Source organism: Ruegeria sp. L11 (genome assembly GCF_056531755.1).
This window is the reverse complement of record NZ_JBQFMI010000022.1, coordinates 1-21,418: the sequence shown is the minus strand read 5'-3', so window position 1 is coordinate 21,418 and position 21,418 is coordinate 1. Positions and strand designations below refer to the sequence as shown.

The following is a 21,418-nucleotide window of genomic DNA, read 5'->3' as shown; positions in this document are numbered from 1 at the left end:
ATTTTCAATGATCCAATGGGCCGGTGTGGCGGTCTTCCTGCTGGCCATCTTCATCGCGGTTCCCGGCTTTGTCGCCGCCTCCGGACGGTCTGACCTGTACTACACGCTGACCTCGGTAGCGCTGCTGTCGATCGCCAGTGCCGGTGTCTGGCTGACCTTCTATATCGGCCGCATTAACATAGGGCAGGGCGCCTTTGCCCTGATCGGAGCTTATGTCTCGGCCATTCTGGTGACCAAGGCTGGCATTTCGTTCTGGCTGTCCCTGCCGCTTGCGGGCCTCTTTGCAGCCGGTGTGGCGGTTCTGATCGGTCTGCCGATCCTGCGGCTGCGGGGCGTGTATTTTGCAATGATCTCGCTGGTGCTGACACAGGTCGTCACCCTGACTGCGCTTGCCTTGCCTGTCACGAATGGTGCCAAGGGCATCACCTCAATCCCGCTTCCGGGCGGGGTGTCGATCCTGGGTATCCCTCTGATACCCGATTTCGGAACACTGGAGAACCCAAGACTGGCCTTCTACTACACCGCCTGTGTTCTGATGGTCCTGACCTTTGCCGCCATGTACCGGCTGGTGAATTCGCGCCTTGGCCACCTTTGCCGCTCGATGCAGCAGAATGAGGAACTGGCCAGCTCCATAGGTGTGAACATCTCGTATATCCGGGTCATCGTCTTTGCCATCTCGTCCTTTCTGGGCGGCATTGGCGGTGCGATGTTCGGATCGATCGCGCAATCGGTTTATCCGTCCAGCTTTCAGGTCGCCGACAGTGTGAACTTCATGCTGAATTGCTTCCTCGGTGGTCTGGGATATGTGTTTGGCCCGATGTTGGGCACGCTGGTCCTGTATTTTGGCTGGGACCTGTTGTTCGAGTTGGGCCGCTTCCAGCTGCTGGCCTATTCCAGCTTGCTGATCATCCTGATGCTGTTCCTGCCCAACGGGCTGCTCAGCCTGCGTCTGCCTGGCAAGAAAGGAGAGGACAAATGAGCCATCTTCTGGAAGTCCGCCATGTCACCAAGAAATTCGGTGGCCTGACCGCGAACAGCAACATCTCGTTCAACGTCAATGAAAACGAGATCCTGTCGGTGATCGGACCGAACGGTGCGGGTAAAAGCACGCTGTTCAAGATGATTTCGTCCTTCCTGCCGACCACGACCGGAGAGGTGCTGTTCAAGGGCGAGAGGATTTCAAACCTGAAACCACACGCAGTGGCGCGCAAAGGTGTTGTCCGCACGTTTCAGGAAACGACGATCTTCAAATCCATGACAGTGCGCGAAAGCATCATTGTCGCTCAGCACTTACGGGCCCGTGCTTCGTTGGCCGGGTATTTCTGGGGCACAAAAACGGCGCATGAAGATGTCGACAGTTTCGGGCAATATGCCGACGATCTGATCGAATTCCTCGGCATGACCGAGATCGCAAACGAACAGGCCTCAAACCTGCCACAGGGCAACCTGCGGGCGTTGGGGATCGCGATTGGTCTGGCAACCGATCCCAAGGTGTTGCTGCTGGATGAACCCTTCGCCGGGATGAACCATGACGAGACCATGAAAATGGTCAATCTGGTGCGCAAGGTGCGAGATGACCGGGGGGTGACCGTTCTACTGGTAGAACATGACATGCCTGCGGTGATGAATATCTCGGACCGGATCGTCGTGCTGAATTTCGGTGAGATGATCGCCGAGGGCACACCGGTAGAAATCCAGAACAACGAAAAAGTTATCGAAGCCTATCTGGGCAGCGCCGACGACGAGATTGGGATCTGAGCCATGACCAAGATGTTAGATTTCAAGGATGTCGAGCTTTACTACGATCACGTCTATGCCCTTAAAGGGGTATCGATTGATCTTGAGCAAGGCGAAACGGTTGCTCTGATCGGTGCCAATGGGGCAGGCAAAAGCTCGATCCTGCGGGCGATCACTGGGCTGGCGAAGATCAAATCCGGTTCGGTTGCGTTCGAGGGCGAACAGATTGCCGGAACCAATCCGGCCGAGATCGTCTCGAAAGGCATCGCTATGGTGCCCGAAGGGCGGCGCGTCTTCCCGTACATGTCGGTAAAAGACAATCTTCTGATGGGGGCGTTTACCCGCTCGGACAAAGCGGATGTTCAGCGCACTCTGGATTCGGTTCTGGAACGGTTTCCGCGTCTGAAAGAGCGCTACAGCCAGTCGGCAGGAACCTTGTCGGGTGGCGAGCAGCAGATGATGGTGATCGGGCGCGCTCTGATGGCAAAGCCACGCCTTCTGTTGCTGGATGAGCCGTCGTTGGGAATTGCGCCCAAGCTGGTGCAAGACATTGCGCGGTCTATTGTAGCTATCAACCGGGACGAAGGTGTGTCTGTGCTGCTGGTCGAACAGAACTCGCGCATGGCGCTTTCGATTTCGCACCGTGCCTATGCACTAACCACTGGAAATGTGGTGATCTCGGGCAATTCCAAAGAGCTGTTGACCGATCCCCGGATCAAAGCCGCCTATCTGGGCGGAGAAATGTGAGGACGTTGTGAAACTTCTAGTCGTCAATCCCAACACCACCAGTTCCATGACGCGAAAGATAGAAGAGGCAGCGCGGGCGGCTGTGCATCCTGAAACCATGATTATTGCTGCCACTTCGCAAGACGGTCCCGCCAGCATACAGGGCTATCTGGATGTCTCTACTTGTGTTCCAGGCTTGTTGGATGTGGTCAAGCAGCATCCGGATGTGGATGGCATCGTAGTGGCCTGTTTCGATGACACAGGTGTCGACGCTGTACGTTGCATCACCTCGGCTCCGGTCGTTGGTGTTGGTGAGGCCGCCTATCACGCGGCCTCCATGATCAGTCCAAAATTCAGCGTCATTACTACGCTGTCCCGATCTCTGGCTGGGTTGGAAACCAATTTGTTGAAATATGGCCTGGATCGCAGATGTGCCCGGGTTCGGGCATCGGACGTGCCGGTTCTGAAGCTTGAGGAAAATGATCCGGCGACAATAGATAAGATACGGGCTGAAATTCGCGCCGCCATTGACGAGGACAAAGCTGAAGCCATCGTTCTGGGTTGTGCCGGAATGACAGACTTGATGTCACAATTATCCGAGGAGTTTGGTTTACCAGTTGTTGATGGTGTTGCCTGTGCCGTCACCTTTGCCGAAGCCTTGGTCAAATCCAGATTGACGACGTCGAAGCTGTGTTCTTACGCCTAGCCGGGGTCTTCGACTTGCTCTCTACGGCCAACTATTCCACCACTTTTGGGCAAAATCAGAGTTTTTCAACACTATCGGCCGGGCCTCATCGTCAGCTAACGCAATCTGCCGCTTTCCGGCTGACCGTATTCCTCGATGAAGTCCGCCATCACGGTGCTCCAAGCCTCCTGTCCACAACATCGTCTAAGTGTTCCAGGAGGATCGTCAGCAGATAGTTGTTGCCGAAACGCCATTCGCTGGTCAGATCGCGAAGCCGTTGGTATTCTGCTTCGGACATGCCGAGGATGTGTCGCAAACTCTGGAATCTAGTTGACGCGCATGCTCCCAGGTCTGCTACGAACCCAGAACGAACGTGTCTGGAAACTCAGACCGATGTTCCAGCCACTGTCTTGCCAAGCGTTGGGTCGAACAGTCCTCCCCCTAAGTGCAAGTGCCCCCAGTTCATGATCCCCAACAAGGTTGGCTCTAACGCTCGCCCCCGGTCGGTAAGCATGTAACGATAGCGCACTGGCCTGACCTGATAGGCCACCCGCTCCACAAGCCCCCACTCCATCAACCGCTTTAGTCGTTGAGACAGAAGGTTTGGGGGCAGGTGTTCCTCACTGTTCTGCAATTCCTGGAATGTATGTTTTCCGTGCCACAACAGGTCTCGCACCACCAGCAGGGTCCATTTGTCACCAAGGATCTCAAGGCTGCGCGCAATCGAGCATCGGGAACGAAACTCATGCTCAGTTTGGGTCATTCCGTCCTCATGTTAGCTGTCAATTTGTTGAACTTAGCGCAGTTACTTAAAAAATGGAAGTTTGACTCAGTATGTGACTTAACTTATGGAAGCCACTGGTGATGACAGTCCGCGAAAGGCTCCAAAATGACCACCATCGGCAATACCCCACTCATCAAACTGTCCCATCTGACAGGACCCGATCACGCCGACATCTATGTGAAGTGGGAAGGGGCCAACCCAACGGGCAGCATGAAAGACCGCATGGCCTTGTCGATGATCGAAGGGGCCGAACGGCGCGGAGAGTTGAAGCCCGGTGGGCGCGTTGTCGAGTACACTGGTGGCAGCACCGGAAGCTCGCTGGCGATGGTCTGTGCCACTCGCGGGTATAAGGCCTACTTTGTGTCTTCAAACGGGTTCTCCGAGGAAAAGCTACAAACGATGAGAGCGTTCGGCGCGGAAGTGGAAATTGTTCACGCCGAGGGCGGCGTGCTGACTGCGGATGTACTCGACCGGATGATTGTGCGCGCAAAAGAACTGGCCGGGGAACCGGGCACGTTTTGGCCGGATCAGGTGAACAACATAGATAACAAGCTGGGGTATCACGACATGGCTCAGGAAATTCTGAGCCAAGTAAACACTCCCGTACATGCCTTCGTCATGGCTGCGGGCGGTGGCGGTTGCATTTCGGGCAATGCCGAGGTCTTGAAGACGCACAATCCCAACACCGAAGTTGTCGCCGTGGAGCCCTACTACGTGCGCAACCTCTCAGGAGGTGACACCAGTGGTACGCACAAGCTCGAGGGGATAGGCTTATCCTTCGTGCCGAAGATCCTGCGCAGGGACCTCATCGATGATGTAATTCCAGTGAAGGATGAAGACGCCTATTGGGGGGCCCGGGCGCTCGCTGGCCAGGAAGGTTTGCTTGGCGGTGTGACGTCAGGTGCAAACATCTGGGCGGCCCTGAAAAAGGCCAAGGAACTTGGACCGGGCAAAACCGTAGTGACCGTGATCATCGACACCGGTCTGCGCTACTTGAACGGAGACTTGCATCGGTAGTGGGTCTCAAACACGAATTGCTGATGCCAGCTTTGTTCGCACTGCTGACCTTGCGGTGATCCTACCTTTCGTGCCTGCAGCGAATGTCTGAATTTCGGGCAGCGACCGCAGAGTATGGGGTTGCGCTGAGAGATTGGTTTGGGCCGTCCTCGATGGCTCCACAGATCTCTCTTAATTCAGATGCTGCTCCGCCTTCGATGACCGCCCAGAGCCCAGTTTGACAGATGCCGCACTCTGCACGAATGCCGGCTTTTCAATAGTCGCTATTGACTTAGAGTGGCTCTAACTCGCTACCCAGAGATCAGAGGAACATTTGCGAAGATGAGAATTGCTGAAGCGGCGGAAGCCTGTGGGCTATCCGCACATACTATAAGGTTCTACGAGAAGTCGGGAATGCTGCCAGAGATCGAGCGTGGCACCGATGGACATCGTCGGTTTACGGCTCGTTTGGTCGAGTGGCTGACTCTGCTCTATTGGCTGCGCGAAACCGGCATGCCACTCAAGCAAATGCGTCGGTTCACGACTCTTGCCAAAGTGGGCGATGCAGGTATCGAAGAACGGCGACAAATCCTGTTGGGCCACGCGTCAACGCTAAAAGCCAAACGCGCTACTCTCGAAAAATGCGAAAGTATCCTCGCCATCAAGATCGCCAGCTATGGCCCCGGACACCAAAGAGGATGACCCATGAAGTTTGCCTACCTGATCGAACCGCCGTTCAATTACGTCGATGCAACAGGCCTCGTCACGGGCTGTGACGTTGAACTCGCGCGGAATGTATTGGCGCAACTTGGCATTGCCGGTTTTGAAACGGTAGAAACGGAATTTGCTGAACTCTTGCCCGGGGTCGGGGATGGCCGATGGCGCATGACGACCGGTCTTTTTGGAACGGAAGAACGCAGGAAGAGCGCATCATGATTTTCGAAACATATGCCGAGGCCGCACAAGCTGTTTGTGAAGGCACCGCCGATGCCTATGCCAGCGTGGGTCGAGCGCATGGTGGATTTATCGAGCAGAACCCGGAATGGGACCTGGAACTGATCCTTGTGCCAAACTCAGAAAAACCTCCTGCGTTCGGGTCATTCGCGTTTGGTTTGAACGACACAGACCTGCGGAACGATGTCGATGCAGTTCTTTCGCAATTCCTTGGGACCGACGCCCATCGGAACATGGTCGCTTCTTTTGGTTTCTCGGCTGCCGAAGTTGATATGGTGGCCTCCTGATACGTCGAAAGCTGACCTTGGCCGCGGCGCGCAAAGTCCGATACCGCCCAAGTGCCTTGCAGCGAGCCAGAGTGGCCGAAGCTGCGCGATGCGAGAATGGCGGCTTTGTGAGAGTTTCTGCAGAAGTTGCTTGACCTGAAGTAGCTTCAGGTAGGTAGGGACTTGGGCGAGAGGATCAGAACGCATGATGATTTCAGAAGTTGCAGAACGCACCGGACTCAGCGTTTCAACAATTCGTTTCTATGAGAAATCGGGGTTGTGTCCATTCGTCCAACGCGGCGCGGATGGCAAGCGCAAATTCTCGAAGACAGATGCCGATTGGTTAGAGTTACTGGCGTCCCTTCGTTCGACAGGTATGCCTTTGGCAGAAATGCGGGCTTTTGCGGAGCTTTACGCATCCGGCGACGTCAAAGTCCCTGAGCGCAAAGCTGCCCTTTTGGCACATAGCCGCCGCCTGGAAGATCGACAGGCCGATCTGGACCGATGCCGCGTGATCCTAAATCGAAAACTGAAACGTTATGATGAGATATTGAAGGATCAGGCATGAGAATTATCGTAGTCGGAGCAGGTGGTGATATTGGACAAGCTGCCTGCAAGGAGCTTCGGCAAAGGCATGAAATCGTCACAGTGGGGCGTTCAAGTGGGGACCATCGGGTCGATTCAAGTGACTTAAACGCGGTGAAATCACTGTATGAAAGCCTCGGCAATTTCGATGCTGTGGTGTCCTGTGCAGGCGACGCGACCTTTGCCCCGTTGCCGCAGATGACCCAAGGGACCTTCATGGTGGGTCTTCAGCAAAAGGTTATGGCGCAAGTGAACCTTGTCCTGGCTGGGCTGGACGTCATTTCGGATGCAGGTTCCTTCACTCTGACAAGCGGTGTTCTTGATCGCGATCCGATCAGAATGGGTTCAAATGCGGCAACCGCTAACGGAGCATTGGCAGGCTTCGTAAAGAGCGCTGCAATCGAGATGCCGCGCGGGTTGAGAGTCAATGTTGTCAGTCCGGGCATGTTGGACGTGTCCGCGCCACGTTACGGCGCATGGTTTCACGGCCACAAGCCGGTTTCATCCCATCATGTTGGATTGGCATATGCGAAATGTGTCGAGGGTGCTCTCACAGGACAGGTGGTGATCGTTGACTAGAAACCCGTCGTGCGACCGGACGTTGGTGCAACCGCAGCGAAATAGGACTCTCGTCCGCGACTCGTAAATTGGGTGTCCGAAAACTGCTGCACAGTCGATGAATGGCCGGTCTCCGCGCTGCACCGCGGCGTTGAAATTTCCGTCCCTGCGGCATACAGGTGCTGTGAGCGCGCGCAACACGAAATCGCTCAGAGTGTCATTTCGCCCTGTCCCGCAATGGCGTCATTGTTTGCTTAGCGTTGGATTCCACACTCTTCCGCAATTGACCCCTACAACTTTGCCTTCAGATTGAAGACGCTCAGCGGTCTCGCAGCATATGAATACATCTGCAAAATCTGGACATCACAACCAGATCGATCCATCCTGAACCCAATCCACCAGATGCCGAAACTGAACACCTAACCCCGGCCGATGTCTACTTCGGACGCGGGCAGACCATTCTAAGACAACGAGGAAGGACCAAACAAAAGACAATCGAAACCCGGCGTTTGCTCCACCTCAAATCCGACGCATAGTCAAAACAACCAGGTGAGCCTGATCCTCTCTTAGCTCAGGCGGCCAACTGTCTCAAATTCCCTGACGACAGGCAGCATGTCGCACTTTACGCAACTGGCGACATTTGAAGACGGTCACTACGAAATGCGTTTCTGTGGCGCATTACTGAAATCGACCCAAGAAAACCGCTGGGTCGATTTAGCCGAGATTTCAGATTGATGCAGTGAAACCTGGCAGTCCAGCGTTTTGGCAAAACACCTGCGTGCAGCGGAGCGGTTCCTGCGATTGGACAGCGTGCTCATATTCTCTGTCAGCATGATTATTTTACTATCAGGAAAGCTTGGTGCTATTGTGGTCCGAATTGGATGGGCTATTGCGCCGCGCCTGGTTGCAGAACCGGTTTGGACAAGTGTAGCAAGACGTTGAAAGAGTGAAATTGAAAAAAAAAGACAAAGACATGGCGATAAATCTGAGTCAGGACCCGCATTCGGTTCGTTCGGGTGACAGGGAAAAAGTTCTCGAAGTCGCCATTGGTCGCGAGGTTCGAGCGTTTCGTAAACAGCAGAACATCACGGTTGCAGACCTGGCTCAGCTAACTGGGTTGTCAATCGGCATGTTGTCGAAGATCGAAAACGGCAACACGTCACCTTCTCTGACAACCCTGCAATTGCTGGCGGATGCGCTCTCGGTTCCTCTGACTAGCTTTTTCCGTCAGTTTGAAGAACGCCGCGAGGCGGTTCATACGAAAGCTGGTGAAGGGGTCGAACTGGAGCGCGAGGGAACTCGCGCCAACCATCAGTACAACCTGCTTGGCCATATCGGCGCCAATGGATCAGGTGTAATCGTGGAACCTTACCTGATCACACTGACTGCTGAATCCGATGTGTTCCCGACGTTCCAACATGGCGGAATTGAGACTATTTACATGCTTGAAGGCGAGGTAGACTACCGCCACGGGGACCAGATTTATCCCCTGAAGCCCGGCGATACCCTGTTCTTTGACGCCGACGCACCCCACGGCCCGGAACGGTTGGTCAATCTGCCGGCACGCTATCTTTCAGTGATCAGCTATCCGCAGACAAACTGATCGGCTTGCGTAGCAGGAAATCTGTGGGTCTGTCATATCCCTCATGGCTGCCCGTGCTGACAATCGTGAACCCAAGCCTGGAAAATATGCGATGGTTTTCAGTGAGCTCCACGCGCGTTTGCAGTTCCAGCGCGGGTAGGCCAAGCTGCGCTGCGCGGATTGCAGCATGATCCACCAAGGACCGGCAAATACCCTGTCCCCGCAATCCGTCCTTCACTGCCAGCTTTCCAAGGTACAAGCTGTCGGGCTTGGGCGTTAGAAACATGCAGGCGAAAAGCGGTCGGCCGATGGCCCAGATTTCTCCGCCACTCTGACAATGCGCAAGCATTCCGTCCACGTTCAGACGATGGATGGACGACGGAGGGTCGATCCGAGCATCCATGTACCGAAAGGACTCGCGCAGCAGCGCCAGAGCGTCATACAGAGCGAAGTCATCGCTCGGGATGAGCCACGGTGTTCTGTCTGGATCAGTCATAACAGCCAAGACACCTGACATTGCCGGTTTACTTTGACAAGGGGGGTTCCGTTTCCAGATCCGGCCAGATCCCGGGCGAGGTGGGCAACCCGTCGTCGAACTGGCTGAGATAGTCCAGCATCAGCGGCCGGTTGTCGATGAACCCTTTGTAGGTTGCCAGTTCCACTGGCAGATCACGAACAACACGATGCAGGCGACGACCCCATTTCGGTACAGTCATCAGATCCTGAAAACTACACAGATAACAGCGGATTGGGAATAACAGCGCGTTTGAACGCGGTAGTCGGAAGAATGTCTGCAACTCGACCCGAAGATGTTGTTTTTGGCCAATATTCTCCGGTGTCAGCGTGGTTTTCTGAATACCCCATTTATGGTAGTTCTCCGGGCTGGTATCCAAAAGCGGGTTGACCGTCATGGTCCAGTTCAGGCGGCGTGCGGGTGCGCCCTGCTGAATACTCAGCAAGAATTTCAGCGCACGCTGAAAGATACCCATCTCGTGGGCCAGTGGTACCGGGGCGTGCCATTCGAAAAAGTTCATGCCAATGTCGAAATCCAGGCTCCAGTCGGCCTGGGTGGTCACCATTCCGGCATCCATCCACAGCATGTCGTCACGTTGATCAAGCACCGCATAGTCACCCTGGGCCTGACGGGTGATATATTCCATCGGCCCGCAGGGCAGGGTGGTTTCATCCATGAAGGTAAAGCTGTGATCAATCCCCAATGGTTTGTTGATCCAGCGCCACTGGTTGCCGTTGCGGTGCAGTTCAAACAGATCCGGGTAATCCTCGGACTTGCAAACCATAATCAGTTCCAGAATGTCCCAACCCGCCAATGTCATGTGTGGCAAAGACTGGCAACGCAGCGGGTCCTGATCCAGAACGATGGCGCGGTCTTTCATTTCCGAAACGTAATGTTCGTCCACATCGAACCGCTTTTCATAGACTGACCCTTCGGGCCCGCCGCGATGCTGTTCCATGTTGACCGAATACATGTAGCTGTCTTCGTGGAACGGAAACGGAAAGCGTTTTATCGCCCAGTCCGAGTTATGAAACGTATAATCGTCGCGGAAGGACTCGTCGTTGAATTGAATGGTCATGTTGGGCCTCCTCTCAGCGGTCCAGCACGAGGGACTTGCCCTCGAAACGCGATACACAGGGCATGATTTTCTTGCCCGCTGCCTTTTCCTCATCGGTCAGCCAGTGGTCGCGGTGAACGAAATTGCCATCATGATCCAGCACAACTGTTTCGCATTGGCCACAGGCCCCGCCGCGGCACAGATACGGTGCATCCACCCCTTCACGTTCGATCGCCTCCAGCAGGCTTTCATTCTCGCCCACATGAATAACCTTGTCCGATGTGGCCAACCGCACTTCGAACGGTTTGCCGGGTCGCGGTGCCAGAAACTCTTCGTAATGGACGCAATCCTCGGGCCAGCCTTCGGCAGCGGCGGTGTTGCGCACCCAATCAATCATGCCCTTGGGACCGCAGACATAAACATGCGTTCCCAAGGGTTGCCCGCTCAGCAGGTTTTTCAGATCAATCTGCTGGTTTTGGTCGTCGTAATACAGATGGGTTTCATTCGGATGCCTGTCTGTCAGTTGCTCGGCATAAGACGCCAATGCCGTGTTGCGGCACGCGTAATGCAGTTCCCAGTGCCCGTGCAGCAGTTCGAGTTGCTTGATCTGCGCCAGAAAGGGCGTGATGCCAATGCCACCGGCCAGAAACAGGTGCTTGCGGGCGCGCAAGTCAAGCGAGAACAGGTTGACCGGGTAGCTGATGGTCATTTCATCACCCAGCTTGACCTGACGGTGCATGAACAAAGAACCGCCCCTGCCTTCATCATCACGGCGGACCGAGATCGTATAGGATGACTGATCAAACGGGTCGGACATCAGGGAATAAGGATTAAGCCGTGTGATACCGCCATCCTTCATTTCGACAACGGTATGCGCCCCGCCGGAAAATGTTGGCAACTGACCGCCGTCGATGCGTTCGAACCGGAACCGCGTCACCAGTTCATTCAGCGGGGTGATTTCGGTCACTTTGACCTGAATTTTCTCGGCACCGCTCATTCGTAAATCCCTTTCGGCTCGGGCACGTTGCCATGATCTTCGGCGTCGACGCGGACACCCTGATAGGCGGCAAGCCGGCGGGAGTAGTGATCGCGCACGAACAGATTCAGCCCGCAATGCGAGCAGACAAATGGATCAACCTCGACATCTTCGGTGATGCCTTTGCAGTGCACACATTGCATCCGGCGTGCAACTGAACCGCGATGCTCGGTCTGTATTGCCGTGTGTGGCAGGCCGACTGCTGTCACCTCGTTCATGGCCTGGCCCATCATGCCCTCAGTACCGCTCAGATAGACCTGCAGTCCCATATGCGCGTCCTCCAGTACGCGGCGGATGCGTTGCAGCGCGGCCGCATAGGAAGGTCCTTCGTAGAACTGCGCGGGGTTCAGCGCCTGCAACCTTTCCGAGTAGTCCGTCCCTTTGGGGATATAGATCAGGTGCGTTTTGGCCATCAGATCAGGCGTCGCGATGTCGAGAACGGCTTCGGCGCCTTCGGCTTCGGCGATCATGAGATGATGGTCACCCTTGCGAGCTTCCAGCGTGCCCCAGATCGGTCGGCTTGTGATTGACTTGGGAAATTCGAACTTTGACATTGTACCCTCAAATAGGAAAAGGGCGCCACGGTATGCCCGTTGCGCCCCCTGAAACTCAGCCCTTTGCGGTTCTGATCGATTTATCCTGATCGTAGAACGGCATCTCTTCCGCAGTCGCCGCTATTTCCGTTCCATCTCCGTTGCGCACCGTCAGCTTGGTTCCGGGCGATGCGCAGGCAACCGGCATCCGCGCGATACCCACGTTATGCCCGTTGATTTCGGAATACATGCCAAAGGTGACAACACCGACCTTTTCACCGTTCTGCAGCAGGTCCGCGCCCTCATTCGCCGGTGTCGTGCCTTCCAACTTGACGCCATAGATCTTGAACCGTTCCTTGCCCTTCGAGGCATAATGGTTCTCGGCGCCGATAAAGCCGGTCTTGCCGGGCGAGACAGTGAATTCCAGACCCAGTTCCCACAGCGTATCGCCACATGTCTCACCATCGAACGGATAGGTTTCCGAATTATCGCCCGGATAGAACAGCAGGTAACTTTCGGTGCGCAGCAGATCGAGTGTCGAGAACTGGACTGGTACGATGCCCATGTCCTTGCCGTCAGCCAGAATGCTGTCCCACAGATGCACAGCATTTTTGGCCTGACAGAAAATCTCGTACCCACGCTCACCGGTATATCCGGTCCGCGAAACCATCACCGGGCACCCATAAAGCTTGGTCTGCATGATGCCGAAATAAGCCAGGTCACGAATGCCGGGGATATGCTTTGCCAGGAAATCAACGGCAACTGGCCCTTGCAGCGACATATCATGCATGTCGTCGTCAAAAATGACCGAGCAGTTCTTGCCTGCCGCCACGGATGTCAGCTGCTCCATACCTGTTCCGGTGCCATGCACCACCAACCATGTGTTCACCGACAGACGATAGATGATGCAGTCATCAACAAACTTGCCTTCAGCATTCAGGATCGAGGCATAGGTCGATCGGCCCGGCATGATTTTTTCCACATTCCGCGTGGTGACGCGATCAATAACATAGGCGGCATCCTCGCCAACCACATGAACCTTTTTCAGACCGGACACATCCATAAGACCAGCTTTGGTGCGGATGGCTTCGTAGTCCGCTTTGGCACGTTCAGGGCTGTGGTCATAGAACCAAGCGGTCCCCATTCCGTTCCAGTCCTCAAGCTCGCCGCCGATCTCGGCATGGCGCTGCGCAAGGGCCGACGTCCTCCAAAGAATGGCCATGGTTCAGGTCTCCCGTTGATCGTTTTTGTTGGCCACATTGAGGCCGATGTTGGATTGAAAATCAACACCTGAGTGCAGAAAATTTTCCTGCTGGGAATATTTGCCTGCAATTTTTGCACCCTGAAAACATTCCTGAGAAAGGAATTTGTTAGTTGTTTGTCAAATGTTTAGGTCCGTTTTTGGTGTGCCAAAGCGTAGGTCGCGGACAGGCCTAAAAGGTGTTTGCCCCACATATCTATTGACAGGTCGCAAATGAAAATGTCCTCTGAGTAGATAAATATTCCCAGCAGGAAATTCTGCGCGGGCGGACCTCCTGCTGCAACAACAGGGAGACTACGAAGTGGATGGTAATCTAAACGCACTCACGACGGTCTTTACCGAGTTTTATTACTGGGTAACGGTCGTCTTCATGTTCCTCATCCATGTGGGCTTTTGCATGTACGAGGTCGGCGCCAGCCGAGCGCGTAACCACATGCACACATTGATGAAAAACATCATGATCATCCCGCTGGTGACGGTCACGTTCTTCTTCTTTGGATGGTGGATCTATTGGGCCTTTCCGAACTTTCCGTTCTGGGGCGGTCTGGATGCAGAAGCGGGTGCCGCGAATCTGCCTTGGGCCGACACAATGGCCACCAACCTTGGCGACAGAATCACAGGGGTCTTCTGGGCCGCATTCTTGCTGTTTTCGTGGACCGCGGCCTCGATCGTTTCCGGCTCGGTGATCGAGCGGATCAGATCTTCGGCCCTTTGGGTACATGCGGTGCTGATCGGGTCGGTCTTTTGGATCATCGATGCCGCATGGGGTTGGCACTATGCTGGCTGGATGGTGCGTGTTCTGGGGTATCATGATGCCTATGCATCCGGCGTTATTCACGCGATCGCGGGGGGGTATGCGCTTGGTGTGATCATGGTTCTGGGTCCGCGCCTTGGCAAGTTTGCTAAGGACGGAACGCCTCGGGATATTCCACCTCACAATCCGTGGATGCTGACGATCGGGATTTTCCTGATCTACACCGGCTTCTGGGGTTTCTACGCTGCCTGCAACGTTCCGGTGATCTCTCCCGAGGCGATTGACGGGCAGATCACTGGCGTGACCTGGACGGCAACAAACATCTATCTGGCTCCGACGACTCTCTCGGCGATTACCTTCAATTTCCTGATGTCTCTGTCTGGTGGGTTGATGGCGGCGTATGTGGTTTCAAAAGGCGATGCCTTCTGGACGTTCTCGGGCGGGCTGGCCGGTGTTATCACCGCATCCGCAGGGAATGACCTGTACCACCCGATCCAGGCGATGATCATCGGCGCGATCGGTGTCGTGATTGTCTACAAGCTGCACTACTGGGTCGAACGCCGGTTCAAGCTGGATGATGCTGTCGGGGCGGTTGCAGTGCACGGGTACTCAGGTGTCATTGGCCTCATCATTGCTGGGTTTGTCCTGTGGGGTGTCCCGTCTTCGCCTTACGAAGGATATGCGACGATCAATCCGGTCGGACAGGTCACCGGTGCAGTCATAATGTTCTTTGTGCTGGGTTTCATGCCCGGTTGGATCGTGGCCAAGTTGCAAGCTGCTGCCGGTGTTCTTCGCATACCGGAAGAGGTTGAGCTTCAGGGCCTCGATTACGCCGAACACCATGCCTACGAAGATGCCAAAGCAGCGATCATCGCGGCTGACAAAGAAGAGCTGGCCGCCCGTGGCGCAGCCGCGAAATAGAGGAGAAGGTTATGTCTACAATCGGATATACAAGTTGGGCCGTTGATCTTGCCGAAGTCGGCCCGGTCTATCCCTTCCAGGGGTACGAAATTCTGATGGTCATCATCGGCGTCGTCTTCTGGATCGGCTGGCACCGTATCCAATTTGTCCGCGAGGGCGAGCATCTTGAAAAAGCCCGCCACGCAGGAGACGAAGACAGAGTAAAAGCACAGCTGGATCGTTATTGATCCGGTTCTGAGGACCGGCAATGGGCGCAAGATCAATGGATGCGTCCATTGCCTGACAGGAAAAAAACTTTCCTGCTGTTATTGATATCCTGCAGAATAATTGGTACCGTCGAATCATAACGAAACACACAAGGAGATCTGCCAGCCATGTGCGGAATTGTTGGATTATTCCTCAAAGATCAGTCCCTTGCTCCTCAACTGGGCAATATGCTGACAGACATGCTGATCACGATGACAGATCGTGGCCCCGACAGTGCCGGTATTGCGATTTATGGCGCAGAATCGGCGGGTAAAACCAAGATTACGGTTCAGTCCCCCAACCCCGAAACCGATTTTGTCGACCTTGCGGACGAGTTGGGCAAAAGCTTGGGCACATCTGTTGGTCAAAGAAACAACGACACACATGCCGTTTTGGAAATTCCCGCCGGTCAGTTCGAAGCTGCACGCGCCGCGCTGGCTGAGATCCGCCCGTCGGTCCGGGTGATGAGCCGTGGTGACAGCCTTGAAATCTACAAGGAAGTCGGCCTGCCGAAGGATGTTGCCGAGCGTTTTAACCTCAGCGGAATGAGCGGCACGCATGGCATTGGACACACCCGCATGGCGACGGAATCTGCGGTGACCACAATGGGTGCCCACCCGTTCAATACAGGGTCTGACCAATGTCTGGTCCATAACGGGTCGCTTTCCAACCACAACTCGTTGCGCCGCAAGCTGCGCCGCGCGGGTGTAACGATCCAGACAGAGAACGACACCGAAGTTGGCGCAGCCTACCTGACCTGGAAGATGATGAATGGTGCCACCTTGGGCGAGGCTCTGGAATCCAGCATTGATGATCTGGACGGTTTCTTCACTTTTGTCGTGGGAACCAAGGACGGCTTTGGCGTCGTGCGTGATCCGATCGCGTGCAAACCAGCCGTGATGGCTGAAACCGATCAGTATGTGGCTTTTGGCAGCGAGTATCGCGCCCTGGTGAACCTGCCCGGCATCGAAGATGCCCGAGTTTGGGAACCTGAACCGTCCACCGTTTATTTCTGGTCGCACAACGACAGCCCCACAACCCACGAAAAGGCCGCCTGATATGCAGACCTATGATCTAGAGGCAGACGGGCTGCGCGGATTGAACTCTTGCTTGCAGGCACAAAATTCCGAGACCAACCAGACCCGTTGGGAAATTGTAAATCCCAAGGGCAGCCATGCGATTGCCGTTGGGCTGGACGCGCCGATCGAGGTGACGGTCAAGGGATCGACCGGGTATTACTGCGCGGGGATGAACCAGCAGGCAACTATCAAGGTCGAAGGGTCCGTCGGGCCGGGTGTTGCAGAGAACATGATGTCCGGTCAGGTCATCGTCGATGGTGACGCCAGCCAATATGCCGGCGCGACCGGCCATGGCGGATTGCTGGTGATCAAGGGCAATGCAAGCTCGCGCTGCGGCATTTCGATGAAAGGCATCGACATCGTCGTGCACGGCAATATCGGCCACATGTCCGCCTTCATGGCGCAAGCCGGAAACCTGGTGGTCTGCGGAAACGCAGGCGATGCGCTGGGGGATTCACTCTACGAGGCGCGGCTGTTCGTGCGCGGCTCGGTCAAAAGTCTTGGTGCCGATTGTATCGAGAAGGAAATGCGTCCCGAACATCTGGAGATACTGAAAGACCTGCTGGACCGGGCGGGCTGTGATGCCAAACCGGAAGAGTTCAAACGCTACGGCTCGGCTCGGCAGCTGTACAATTTCGACATCGACAACGCCGCCGCATACTGAGGAAGAAGGGTATGAAAGATATGGACGATCAGATCCCCCGCACCCTGCCGATCCAGTCGGCGACGTTCTCCAACCCCATCAATGCCGAGATCCGACGCGCTGCTGCGACCGGCATCTATGATATTCGCGGTGGCGGAGCCAAGCGCAGGGTCCCTCATTTCGACGATCTGCTGTTTTTGGGCGCATCCATCTCGCGCTATCCGCTGGAAGGATATCGCGAACGCTGCGATACCTCGGTAACGCTAGGCACACGTTTTGCGAAAAATCCGATCAAGTTGGACATTCCGATCACCATCGCGGGTATGAGTTTCGGCGCGTTGTCTGGTCCCGCCAAAGAGGCTCTGGGCCGTGGCGCATCTGCTGCGGGCACGTCGACCACAACCGGTGATGGCGGCATGACCCCGGAAGAACGGGGTCATTCATCCAAGCTGGTCTACCAGTATCTGCCCTCGCGCTACGGCATGAACCCGAATGATTTGCGTAAGGCGGATGCGATTGAAGTCGTGGTCGGGCAAGGCGCTAAACCCGGCGGTGGCGGGATGCTTCTGGGTCAGAAGATCAGCGACCGTGTGGCCGAAATGCGGACCCTGCCCAAAGGCATCGACCAGCGTTCGGCCTGTCGCCATCCGGACTGGACCGGGCCGGACGATCTGGAGATCAAGATCCTTGAGTTGCGCGAAATCACCGGTTGGCAGGTGCCGATCTATGTCAAGGTCGGCGCGACGCGCCCCTATTATGATACTGCACTGGCGGTAAAGGCCGGGGCTGATGTCGTGGTCATGGACGGGATGCAGGGTGGCACAGCCGCCACGCAGGATGTGTTCATCGAACATGTTGGCTTGCCCACACTGGCCTGTATCCGCCCCGCCGTGCAGGCGTTGCAGGATCTGGGTGTGCATCGTGAAGTTCAGTTGGTCATTTCGGGTGGCATACGAACAGGTGCAGATGTGGCCAAAGCATTGGCGCTTGGGGCCGATGCGGTCGCCATTGGCACCGCCGCTCTGGTGGCCCTTGGCGACAACGATCCCAAATGGGAATCCGAGTATCAGAAACTGGGCACGACCACAGGGGCCTATGATGACTGGCACGAAGGGCGCGACCCCGCTGGCATCACAACGCAGGACCCAGAGCTTGCCGCGCGCTTGAACCCCGTCGAAGCGGGTCGCAGGCTGCGCAACTACCTGAAGGTCATGACGTTAGAGGCGCAGACCATTGCGCGCGCCTGCGGTCACAACCACCTGCACAACCTCGAGCCGGAGGACCTGTGTGCCCTGACCATGGAGGCCGCCGCGATGGCGCGGGTGCCCTTAGCGGGAACCAGTTGGTACCCGGGCAAGGAAGGGTTCTGAACATATGCGACGCGGCCTCCTGAATGGGGGCCGCGTTCTTGCTTTGAAAATCAAAAAATCAACAGGGAAAGGAAAGCAATCGTGACGACAGATCTCGCAGCTTTCGCAAAAGAAAAAGGCGTTAAATACTTCATGATCTCGTTCACCGATCTGTTTGGTGGACAGCGGGCCAAACTGGTGCCAGCGCAGGCCATTGCCGAGATGCAGGAAGATGGCGCTGGTTTTGCCGGTTTCGCTACCTGGCTCGACATGACACCGGCGCATCCCGACATGCTGGCGGTTCCGGACCCGTCTTCCGTTATCCAACTGCCCTGGAAGCCAGAGGTGGCATGGGTTGCGGGCAACTGTGTGATGGAAGGCAAGGACGTCGCGCAAGCTCCGCGCAATGTTCTGCGCCGCCTGATCGACGAAGCGGCAAGCGAGGGCATGCATGTCAAAACCGGGATCGAGGCCGAGTTCTTTTTGATGACCCCGGATGGCGAACAGATCAGTGATCCGTTTGATACAGCCGAAAAGCCCTGTTATGACCAACAGGCCGTGATGCGCCGTTATGATGTGGTGCGCGAAATTTGTGACTACATGCTGGACCTGGGCTGGGGTCCGTACCAGAACGACCACGAGGATGCCAACGGCCAGTTCGAGATGAACTGGGAATTCGATGATGTCCTGCGCACAGCAGACAAGCATTCCTTCTTCAAGTTCATGGCAAAATCGATCGCGGAAAAACACGGGCTACGGGCGACATTCATGCCGAAACCGGTCGAAGGGCTGACCGGAAATGGCTGCCATGCCCATATCTCGGTCTGGGATGCGCCGGGTGATGCCGCTAAAACCAATGTATTCGCAGGAGAGGGTGACGGCCCCACCGGCGAGGTTGGTCTGGGAGAACGCGGCAAGCACTTCCTCGGCGGGATCATGAAACACGCCTCGGCACTGGCGGCGATCACCAACCCCACTGTGAACAGCTACAAACGCATCAACGCGCCGCGGACGATGTCCGGTGCTACCTGGGCGCCCAACACGGTGACTTGGACCGGCAACAACCGCACGCACATGGTGCGCGTTCCCGGCCCCGGACGTTTCGAATTGCGCTTGCCCGATGGCGCAACCAACCCCTACCTGCTACAGGCCGTCATCATCGCGGCCGGGCTGTCAGGTATCCGGTCCAAAGCCGATCCCGGCAAGCGCTGGGACATCGATATGTATGCCGAAGGCCATAAGGTACGCGGTGCACCGAAACTGCCCCTGAACATGCTTGATGCGCTGCGCGAATACGACAAGGACAAAGAACTGAAGGCGATGATGGGTGCCGAATTCTCGTCAGCCTTCCTGAAAATGAAGCATCAGGAATGGAACTCTTTTGTTTCCCATTTCTCGCGCTGGGAAAAAGACAACACGCTCGATATCTAAGTCGGATTGCAGGATTGCATATCGGGGCCGCGCCATAGGCGGCCCTGTTTCTGCGATGGCCACGCGAAGTTAGTCGCTCTTTTCACGCTGTGTGTCACGGGCATCTGCGCCCGCATCCGCCTCCAGCCGCCAGTCAGGTACGTCATTGACCAGCATGAGCGCCGCCCTGCGCAACGTCACGCGCATCCTATCGACAACCGGACCGGACATGCCGCAATCCGCCAGCGCGGCGTCAAACGTCTCCAGCCAAAGCTCGGCATCAGCTTCGCGGATAGGGACATGCGCATGAATTTCACGCAGGTCCATGTGACCAAATCGTTCGCGGTAATAGGCCCGCCCTCCCAGAAAACCGCTGAGAAATTCGAACTGGGCCTGTCTGGTATGGTTCAGCCCATGGCCGCGAAAGTGTAGCCTGTGCAAGGAATAAACTGCCGGATCCGTTTCCATCCGATCATAGAAACGCTCAACCAGACTGCGCAGCCGGCTCTCACCGCCAAGTTGCTCTAATGCAGACGTCATGTGCTGCCTCTTATTGCCTTTGGCTTCAATATTATTGCATAGCAGGAAAAAAAGTTTAACACCAGTGACAGTTTGACGTATGCATGGTCTCAAGCGGATTCAAACGAAGCCGATGATGGTGATGACAAAATGACTGCTCTGGCGCTTGGCCTGGTCGCGGCACTTTGCTGGGGGATACACGATCTGGCAGTACGTTATGTCAGCCAGTCTGTCAGCGTGATCGCATCGCTGATGGTCGTGCTGATATCGGGCGCGGTGCTTCAGTTTGGTCTGACGGTGACGCTGGGTACATTTGACTCGATTTCTGGTGCCGCAGTGTTCACCGCTGTCGCCGCGGGCGGGTTTTATCTGTTGGCGGGTATCAGCATGTATGCCGCTTTTCAGCGTGGCCCGGTTCGGTTGGTTGCGCCACTTGTCGCGAGTTACCCGGTCTTGTCCGTGTTGCTGGCCATATGGCGGGGTGCAACTATCAGCCCGCTGCATTGGCTTGCCGTCATTGCGATTGGCATCGGGGTTTCCGTGGTCGCAGCCAAGTCCGAACGGGATGCGGTGGTGTATCCGGCAACAGGCCCAACAATACTGCTGTCGCTGGTTGCGGCCGTCGGCTTCGCGGCGGCCTTTGCCCTAGGACAATATGCAACCGAGCTTAGCAACGAGTACTCGGTCTCGCTGGTCAGCCGATTGGCGGCAATCCTGACTCTGGGGATGGTTGCTGTGGCATCTGGAAAAGCAATCTGGCCCGGACCCCAAGCGATGCCCCTGTTATGTGTGATGGGTGTTCTGGATGCAGTTGCCATCCTTTGCGTGGTCTCAGCGGGTGGTTTGCCCAATGCACAATTTGCCTCGGTCTCGGCATCCGTTTTTGGGTTGTTAACCGTAGTTCTGGCCTGGGCCATATTGAAGGAAAAAATGGCTCTTCAGCAGTGGCTTGGATGTTGTGTTGCATTTGCAGGTATAGGGTACCTTGCACTCTGAAACGCCCCGCTCCGGCCCCCGTGTTTATCAGGCGGTCAGACCTTCTGGTTCTGGGAGTTTGTTTGCGCGGCGGCAGGCGGTGAGGGTGTTGGCCAGCAGGCAGGCGATGGTCATGGGGCCGACGCCGCCGGGGACGGGGGTGATGGCGCCGGCGCGTTCGGCAGCGCTGGCATAGTCGACGTCGCCGACCAGCTTGGTCTTGCCATCCCGCTCGATGCGGTTGATGC

27 protein-coding genes and 2 pseudogenes are annotated in these 21,418 nt (G+C 55.9%); 20 read left to right on the top strand and 9 right to left on the bottom strand.

Annotation, left to right across the window (positions count from 1 at the left end; translation table 11 throughout):
* Positions 1-7 precede the first annotated feature (7 nt).
* The 4 genes from ACR0CE_RS19155 to ACR0CE_RS19140 are packed head-to-tail and all read left to right on the top strand — an operon-like array spanning position 8 to position 3,169.
* Entirely contained in the window at positions 8-979 is a 972-nt protein-coding gene (locus ACR0CE_RS19155; protein ID WP_480546035.1) for a branched-chain amino acid ABC transporter permease, read from the top strand.
* Positions 976-1,758, top strand: coding sequence for an ABC transporter ATP-binding protein (locus ACR0CE_RS19150; RefSeq protein WP_480495253.1), 783 nt, complete (start codon positions 976-978; stop codon positions 1,756-1,758). The genes ACR0CE_RS19155 and ACR0CE_RS19150 overlap by 4 nt, the downstream gene beginning before the upstream one ends.
* 3 nt (positions 1,759-1,761) lie before the next feature.
* Positions 1,762-2,484 carry an ABC transporter ATP-binding protein gene (locus ACR0CE_RS19145; RefSeq protein ID WP_480487946.1) on the top strand — a complete coding sequence of 241 codons (723 nt, stop codon included), beginning with the start codon at positions 1,762-1,764 and terminating at the stop codon, positions 2,482-2,484.
* 7 nt (positions 2,485-2,491) lie between these two features.
* On the top strand, positions 2,492-3,169 hold the full coding sequence (locus ACR0CE_RS19140; RefSeq protein WP_480545999.1) for an aspartate/glutamate racemase family protein: 678 nt from the start codon (positions 2,492-2,494) through the stop codon (positions 3,167-3,169).
* 148 nt (positions 3,170-3,317) lie between these two features.
* Here ACR0CE_RS19140 and ACR0CE_RS19135 read toward each other — a convergent pair whose 3' ends face one another.
* Positions 3,318-3,446: a hypothetical protein gene (locus ACR0CE_RS19135; RefSeq protein ID WP_480528895.1), complete on the bottom strand. Its 129-nt coding sequence runs from the start codon at positions 3,444-3,446 to the stop codon at positions 3,318-3,320.
* A gap of 87 nt (positions 3,447-3,533) precedes the next feature.
* On the bottom strand, positions 3,534-3,911 hold the full coding sequence (locus ACR0CE_RS19130) for a winged helix-turn-helix transcriptional regulator (protein WP_480487944.1): 378 nt from the start codon (positions 3,909-3,911) through the stop codon (positions 3,534-3,536).
* A gap of 126 nt (positions 3,912-4,037) precedes the next feature.
* On the opposite strand from ACR0CE_RS19130, the gene ACR0CE_RS19125 reads away from it, so the two are divergent.
* From ACR0CE_RS19125 to ACR0CE_RS19085, 9 genes and pseudogenes are all read left to right on the top strand, one after another.
* Positions 4,038-4,949 (top strand): PLP-dependent cysteine synthase family protein, encoded by a 912-nt coding sequence (locus ACR0CE_RS19125; RefSeq protein WP_480487943.1) that lies wholly within the window; start codon positions 4,038-4,040, stop codon positions 4,947-4,949.
* A gap of 321 nt (positions 4,950-5,270) precedes the next feature.
* Positions 5,271-5,630 (top strand): MerR family transcriptional regulator, encoded by a 360-nt coding sequence (locus tag ACR0CE_RS19120; protein ID WP_480833468.1) that lies wholly within the window; start codon positions 5,271-5,273, stop codon positions 5,628-5,630.
* A gap of 3 nt (positions 5,631-5,633) precedes the next feature.
* Positions 5,634-5,864 (top strand): transporter substrate-binding domain-containing protein, encoded by a 231-nt coding sequence (locus ACR0CE_RS19115; RefSeq protein WP_480833467.1) that lies wholly within the window; start codon positions 5,634-5,636, stop codon positions 5,862-5,864.
* Positions 5,861-6,169 (top strand): type 2 periplasmic-binding domain-containing protein, encoded by a 309-nt coding sequence (locus tag ACR0CE_RS19110; protein WP_480833466.1) that lies wholly within the window; start codon positions 5,861-5,863, stop codon positions 6,167-6,169. Before ACR0CE_RS19115 ends, ACR0CE_RS19110 begins: the two co-directional genes overlap by 4 nt.
* 184 nt (positions 6,170-6,353) lie before the next feature.
* Entirely contained in the window at positions 6,354-6,716 is a 363-nt protein-coding gene (locus tag ACR0CE_RS19105; protein ID WP_480833465.1) for a MerR family transcriptional regulator, read from the top strand.
* A complete protein-coding gene (locus ACR0CE_RS19100) occupies positions 6,713-7,312 on the top strand; it encodes a short chain dehydrogenase (protein WP_480833464.1) in 600 nt (199 codons plus the stop codon). Before ACR0CE_RS19105 ends, ACR0CE_RS19100 begins: the two co-directional genes overlap by 4 nt.
* 270 nt (positions 7,313-7,582) lie before the next feature.
* Positions 7,583-7,714, top strand: a pseudogene (locus ACR0CE_RS19095) (IS481 family transposase); the annotation flags it as partial.
* A 189-nt stretch (positions 7,715-7,903) separates the two neighbouring features.
* Positions 7,904-8,026, top strand: coding sequence for a hypothetical protein (locus ACR0CE_RS19090; protein ID WP_480833463.1), 123 nt, complete (start codon positions 7,904-7,906; stop codon positions 8,024-8,026).
* Between the two features lie 238 nt (positions 8,027-8,264).
* The gene (locus tag ACR0CE_RS19085) at positions 8,265-8,894 is read left to right on the top strand and encodes a helix-turn-helix domain-containing protein (protein ID WP_480483605.1); all 630 of its coding nucleotides are present in this window, start codon (positions 8,265-8,267) and stop codon (positions 8,892-8,894) included.
* Here the strand turns inward: ACR0CE_RS19085 and ACR0CE_RS19080 are convergent.
* Genes ACR0CE_RS19080 through ACR0CE_RS19060 form a run of 5 tightly spaced genes read right to left on the bottom strand, consistent with a single transcriptional unit; the run spans position 8,872 to position 13,235 of the window.
* Positions 8,872-9,390 (bottom strand): GNAT family N-acetyltransferase, encoded by a 519-nt coding sequence (locus tag ACR0CE_RS19080; RefSeq protein WP_480492855.1) that lies wholly within the window; start codon positions 9,388-9,390, stop codon positions 8,872-8,874. The genes ACR0CE_RS19085 and ACR0CE_RS19080 overlap by 23 nt on opposite strands.
* A 7-nt stretch (positions 9,391-9,397) precedes the next feature.
* Positions 9,398-10,465: a heme-dependent oxidative N-demethylase family protein gene (locus ACR0CE_RS19075; protein WP_480508327.1), complete on the bottom strand. Its 1,068-nt coding sequence runs from the start codon at positions 10,463-10,465 to the stop codon at positions 9,398-9,400.
* Positions 10,466-10,478: 13 nt separating this feature from the next.
* Complete coding sequence (locus ACR0CE_RS19070) at positions 10,479-11,441, bottom strand: PDR/VanB family oxidoreductase (RefSeq protein ID WP_480508325.1); 963 nt, start codon at positions 11,439-11,441, stop codon at positions 10,479-10,481.
* On the bottom strand, positions 11,438-12,034 hold the full coding sequence (locus ACR0CE_RS19065; RefSeq protein WP_480487939.1) for a dimethylamine monooxygenase subunit DmmA family protein: 597 nt from the start codon (positions 12,032-12,034) through the stop codon (positions 11,438-11,440). The genes ACR0CE_RS19070 and ACR0CE_RS19065 overlap by 4 nt, the downstream gene beginning before the upstream one ends.
* Before the next feature lie 55 nt (positions 12,035-12,089).
* The gene (locus ACR0CE_RS19060; RefSeq protein ID WP_480545993.1) at positions 12,090-13,235 is read right to left on the bottom strand and encodes an aminomethyl transferase family protein; all 1,146 of its coding nucleotides are present in this window, start codon (positions 13,233-13,235) and stop codon (positions 12,090-12,092) included.
* Between the two features lie 340 nt (positions 13,236-13,575).
* Here ACR0CE_RS19060 and ACR0CE_RS19055 point away from each other — a divergent pair, with 340 nt between their 5' ends.
* The 6 genes from ACR0CE_RS19055 (at position 13,576) to glnT (ending at position 19,697) form a co-directional block, all read left to right on the top strand.
* A complete protein-coding gene (locus tag ACR0CE_RS19055; protein ID WP_480483611.1) occupies positions 13,576-14,949 on the top strand; it encodes an ammonium transporter in 1,374 nt (457 codons plus the stop codon).
* An 11-nt stretch (positions 14,950-14,960) separates the two neighbouring features.
* Positions 14,961-15,176 (top strand): hypothetical protein, encoded by a 216-nt coding sequence (locus ACR0CE_RS19050; protein ID WP_480483612.1) that lies wholly within the window; start codon positions 14,961-14,963, stop codon positions 15,174-15,176.
* 147 nt (positions 15,177-15,323) lie between these two features.
* Entirely contained in the window at positions 15,324-16,253 is a 930-nt protein-coding gene (locus tag ACR0CE_RS19045; RefSeq protein WP_480487935.1) for a class II glutamine amidotransferase, read from the top strand.
* A gap of 1 nt (position 16,254) precedes the next feature.
* Positions 16,255-16,938, top strand: coding sequence for a protein GlxC (locus ACR0CE_RS19040; protein ID WP_480483614.1), 684 nt, complete (start codon positions 16,255-16,257; stop codon positions 16,936-16,938).
* Between the two features lie 20 nt (positions 16,939-16,958).
* Positions 16,959-18,287 (top strand): FMN-binding glutamate synthase family protein, encoded by a 1,329-nt coding sequence (locus ACR0CE_RS19035; RefSeq protein WP_480483619.1) that lies wholly within the window; start codon positions 16,959-16,961, stop codon positions 18,285-18,287.
* 81 nt (positions 18,288-18,368) lie between these two features.
* The gene (glnT, locus tag ACR0CE_RS19030; RefSeq protein ID WP_480478528.1) at positions 18,369-19,697 is read left to right on the top strand and encodes a type III glutamate--ammonia ligase; all 1,329 of its coding nucleotides are present in this window, start codon (positions 18,369-18,371) and stop codon (positions 19,695-19,697) included.
* 69 nt (positions 19,698-19,766) lie between these two features.
* On the opposite strand, the gene ACR0CE_RS19025 is transcribed toward glnT, so the two are convergent.
* A complete protein-coding gene (locus tag ACR0CE_RS19025) occupies positions 19,767-20,216 on the bottom strand; it encodes a group II truncated hemoglobin (RefSeq protein ID WP_480478526.1) in 450 nt (149 codons plus the stop codon).
* Between the two features lie 129 nt (positions 20,217-20,345).
* Between ACR0CE_RS19025 and ACR0CE_RS19020 the strand changes: the two genes are divergently transcribed.
* Complete coding sequence (locus ACR0CE_RS19020) at positions 20,346-21,191, top strand: EamA family transporter (RefSeq protein ID WP_480483616.1); 846 nt, start codon at positions 20,346-20,348, stop codon at positions 21,189-21,191.
* Between the two features lie 27 nt (positions 21,192-21,218).
* Here the strand turns inward: ACR0CE_RS19020 and ACR0CE_RS19015 are convergent.
* Positions 21,219-21,418: pseudogene (locus ACR0CE_RS19015) on the bottom strand (bifunctional methylenetetrahydrofolate dehydrogenase/methenyltetrahydrofolate cyclohydrolase); the annotation flags it as partial.

Bases quoted from the DNA above. Each gene is read 5' to 3' on its own strand.
- ACR0CE_RS19155 (WP_480546035.1), top strand. From the start codon at position 8: ATGATCCAATGGGCCGGTGTGGCGGTCTTCCTGCTGGCCATCTTCATC.
- ACR0CE_RS19125 (WP_480487943.1), top strand. From the start codon at position 4,038: ATGACCACCATCGGCAATACCCCACTCATCAAACTGTCCCATCTGACA.
- ACR0CE_RS19065 (WP_480487939.1), bottom strand. From the start codon at position 12,034: ATGTCAAAGTTCGAATTTCCCAAGTCAATCACAAGCCGACCGATCTGG.
- ACR0CE_RS19100 (WP_480833464.1), top strand. From the start codon at position 6,713: ATGAGAATTATCGTAGTCGGAGCAGGTGGTGATATTGGACAAGCTGCC.
- ACR0CE_RS19050 (WP_480483612.1), top strand. From the start codon at position 14,961: ATGTCTACAATCGGATATACAAGTTGGGCCGTTGATCTTGCCGAAGTC.
- ACR0CE_RS19120 (WP_480833468.1), top strand. From the start codon at position 5,271: ATGAGAATTGCTGAAGCGGCGGAAGCCTGTGGGCTATCCGCACATACT.
- ACR0CE_RS19150 (WP_480495253.1), top strand. From the start codon at position 976: ATGAGCCATCTTCTGGAAGTCCGCCATGTCACCAAGAAATTCGGTGGC.
- ACR0CE_RS19115 (WP_480833467.1), top strand. From the start codon at position 5,634: ATGAAGTTTGCCTACCTGATCGAACCGCCGTTCAATTACGTCGATGCA.
- ACR0CE_RS19045 (WP_480487935.1), top strand. From the start codon at position 15,324: ATGTGCGGAATTGTTGGATTATTCCTCAAAGATCAGTCCCTTGCTCCT.
- ACR0CE_RS19020 (WP_480483616.1), top strand. From the start codon at position 20,346: ATGACTGCTCTGGCGCTTGGCCTGGTCGCGGCACTTTGCTGGGGGATA.
- ACR0CE_RS19110 (WP_480833466.1), top strand. From the start codon at position 5,861: ATGATTTTCGAAACATATGCCGAGGCCGCACAAGCTGTTTGTGAAGGC.
- ACR0CE_RS19025 (WP_480478526.1), bottom strand. From the start codon at position 20,216: ATGACGTCTGCATTAGAGCAACTTGGCGGTGAGAGCCGGCTGCGCAGT.
- ACR0CE_RS19035 (WP_480483619.1), top strand. From the start codon at position 16,959: ATGGACGATCAGATCCCCCGCACCCTGCCGATCCAGTCGGCGACGTTC.
- ACR0CE_RS19060 (WP_480545993.1), bottom strand. From the start codon at position 13,235: ATGGCCATTCTTTGGAGGACGTCGGCCCTTGCGCAGCGCCATGCCGAG.
- ACR0CE_RS19075 (WP_480508327.1), bottom strand. From the start codon at position 10,465: ATGACCATTCAATTCAACGACGAGTCCTTCCGCGACGATTATACGTTT.
- ACR0CE_RS19080 (WP_480492855.1), bottom strand. From the start codon at position 9,390: ATGTCAGGTGTCTTGGCTGTTATGACTGATCCAGACAGAACACCGTGG.
- ACR0CE_RS19135 (WP_480528895.1), bottom strand. From the start codon at position 3,446: ATGTCCGAAGCAGAATACCAACGGCTTCGCGATCTGACCAGCGAATGG.
- ACR0CE_RS19105 (WP_480833465.1), top strand. From the start codon at position 6,354: ATGATGATTTCAGAAGTTGCAGAACGCACCGGACTCAGCGTTTCAACA.
- ACR0CE_RS19070 (WP_480508325.1), bottom strand. From the start codon at position 11,441: ATGAGCGGTGCCGAGAAAATTCAGGTCAAAGTGACCGAAATCACCCCG.
- ACR0CE_RS19130 (WP_480487944.1), bottom strand. From the start codon at position 3,911: ATGACCCAAACTGAGCATGAGTTTCGTTCCCGATGCTCGATTGCGCGC.
- ACR0CE_RS19085 (WP_480483605.1), top strand. From the start codon at position 8,265: ATGGCGATAAATCTGAGTCAGGACCCGCATTCGGTTCGTTCGGGTGAC.
- ACR0CE_RS19040 (WP_480483614.1), top strand. From the start codon at position 16,255: ATGCAGACCTATGATCTAGAGGCAGACGGGCTGCGCGGATTGAACTCT.
- ACR0CE_RS19145 (WP_480487946.1), top strand. From the start codon at position 1,762: ATGACCAAGATGTTAGATTTCAAGGATGTCGAGCTTTACTACGATCAC.
- ACR0CE_RS19090 (WP_480833463.1), top strand. From the start codon at position 7,904: ATGTCGCACTTTACGCAACTGGCGACATTTGAAGACGGTCACTACGAA.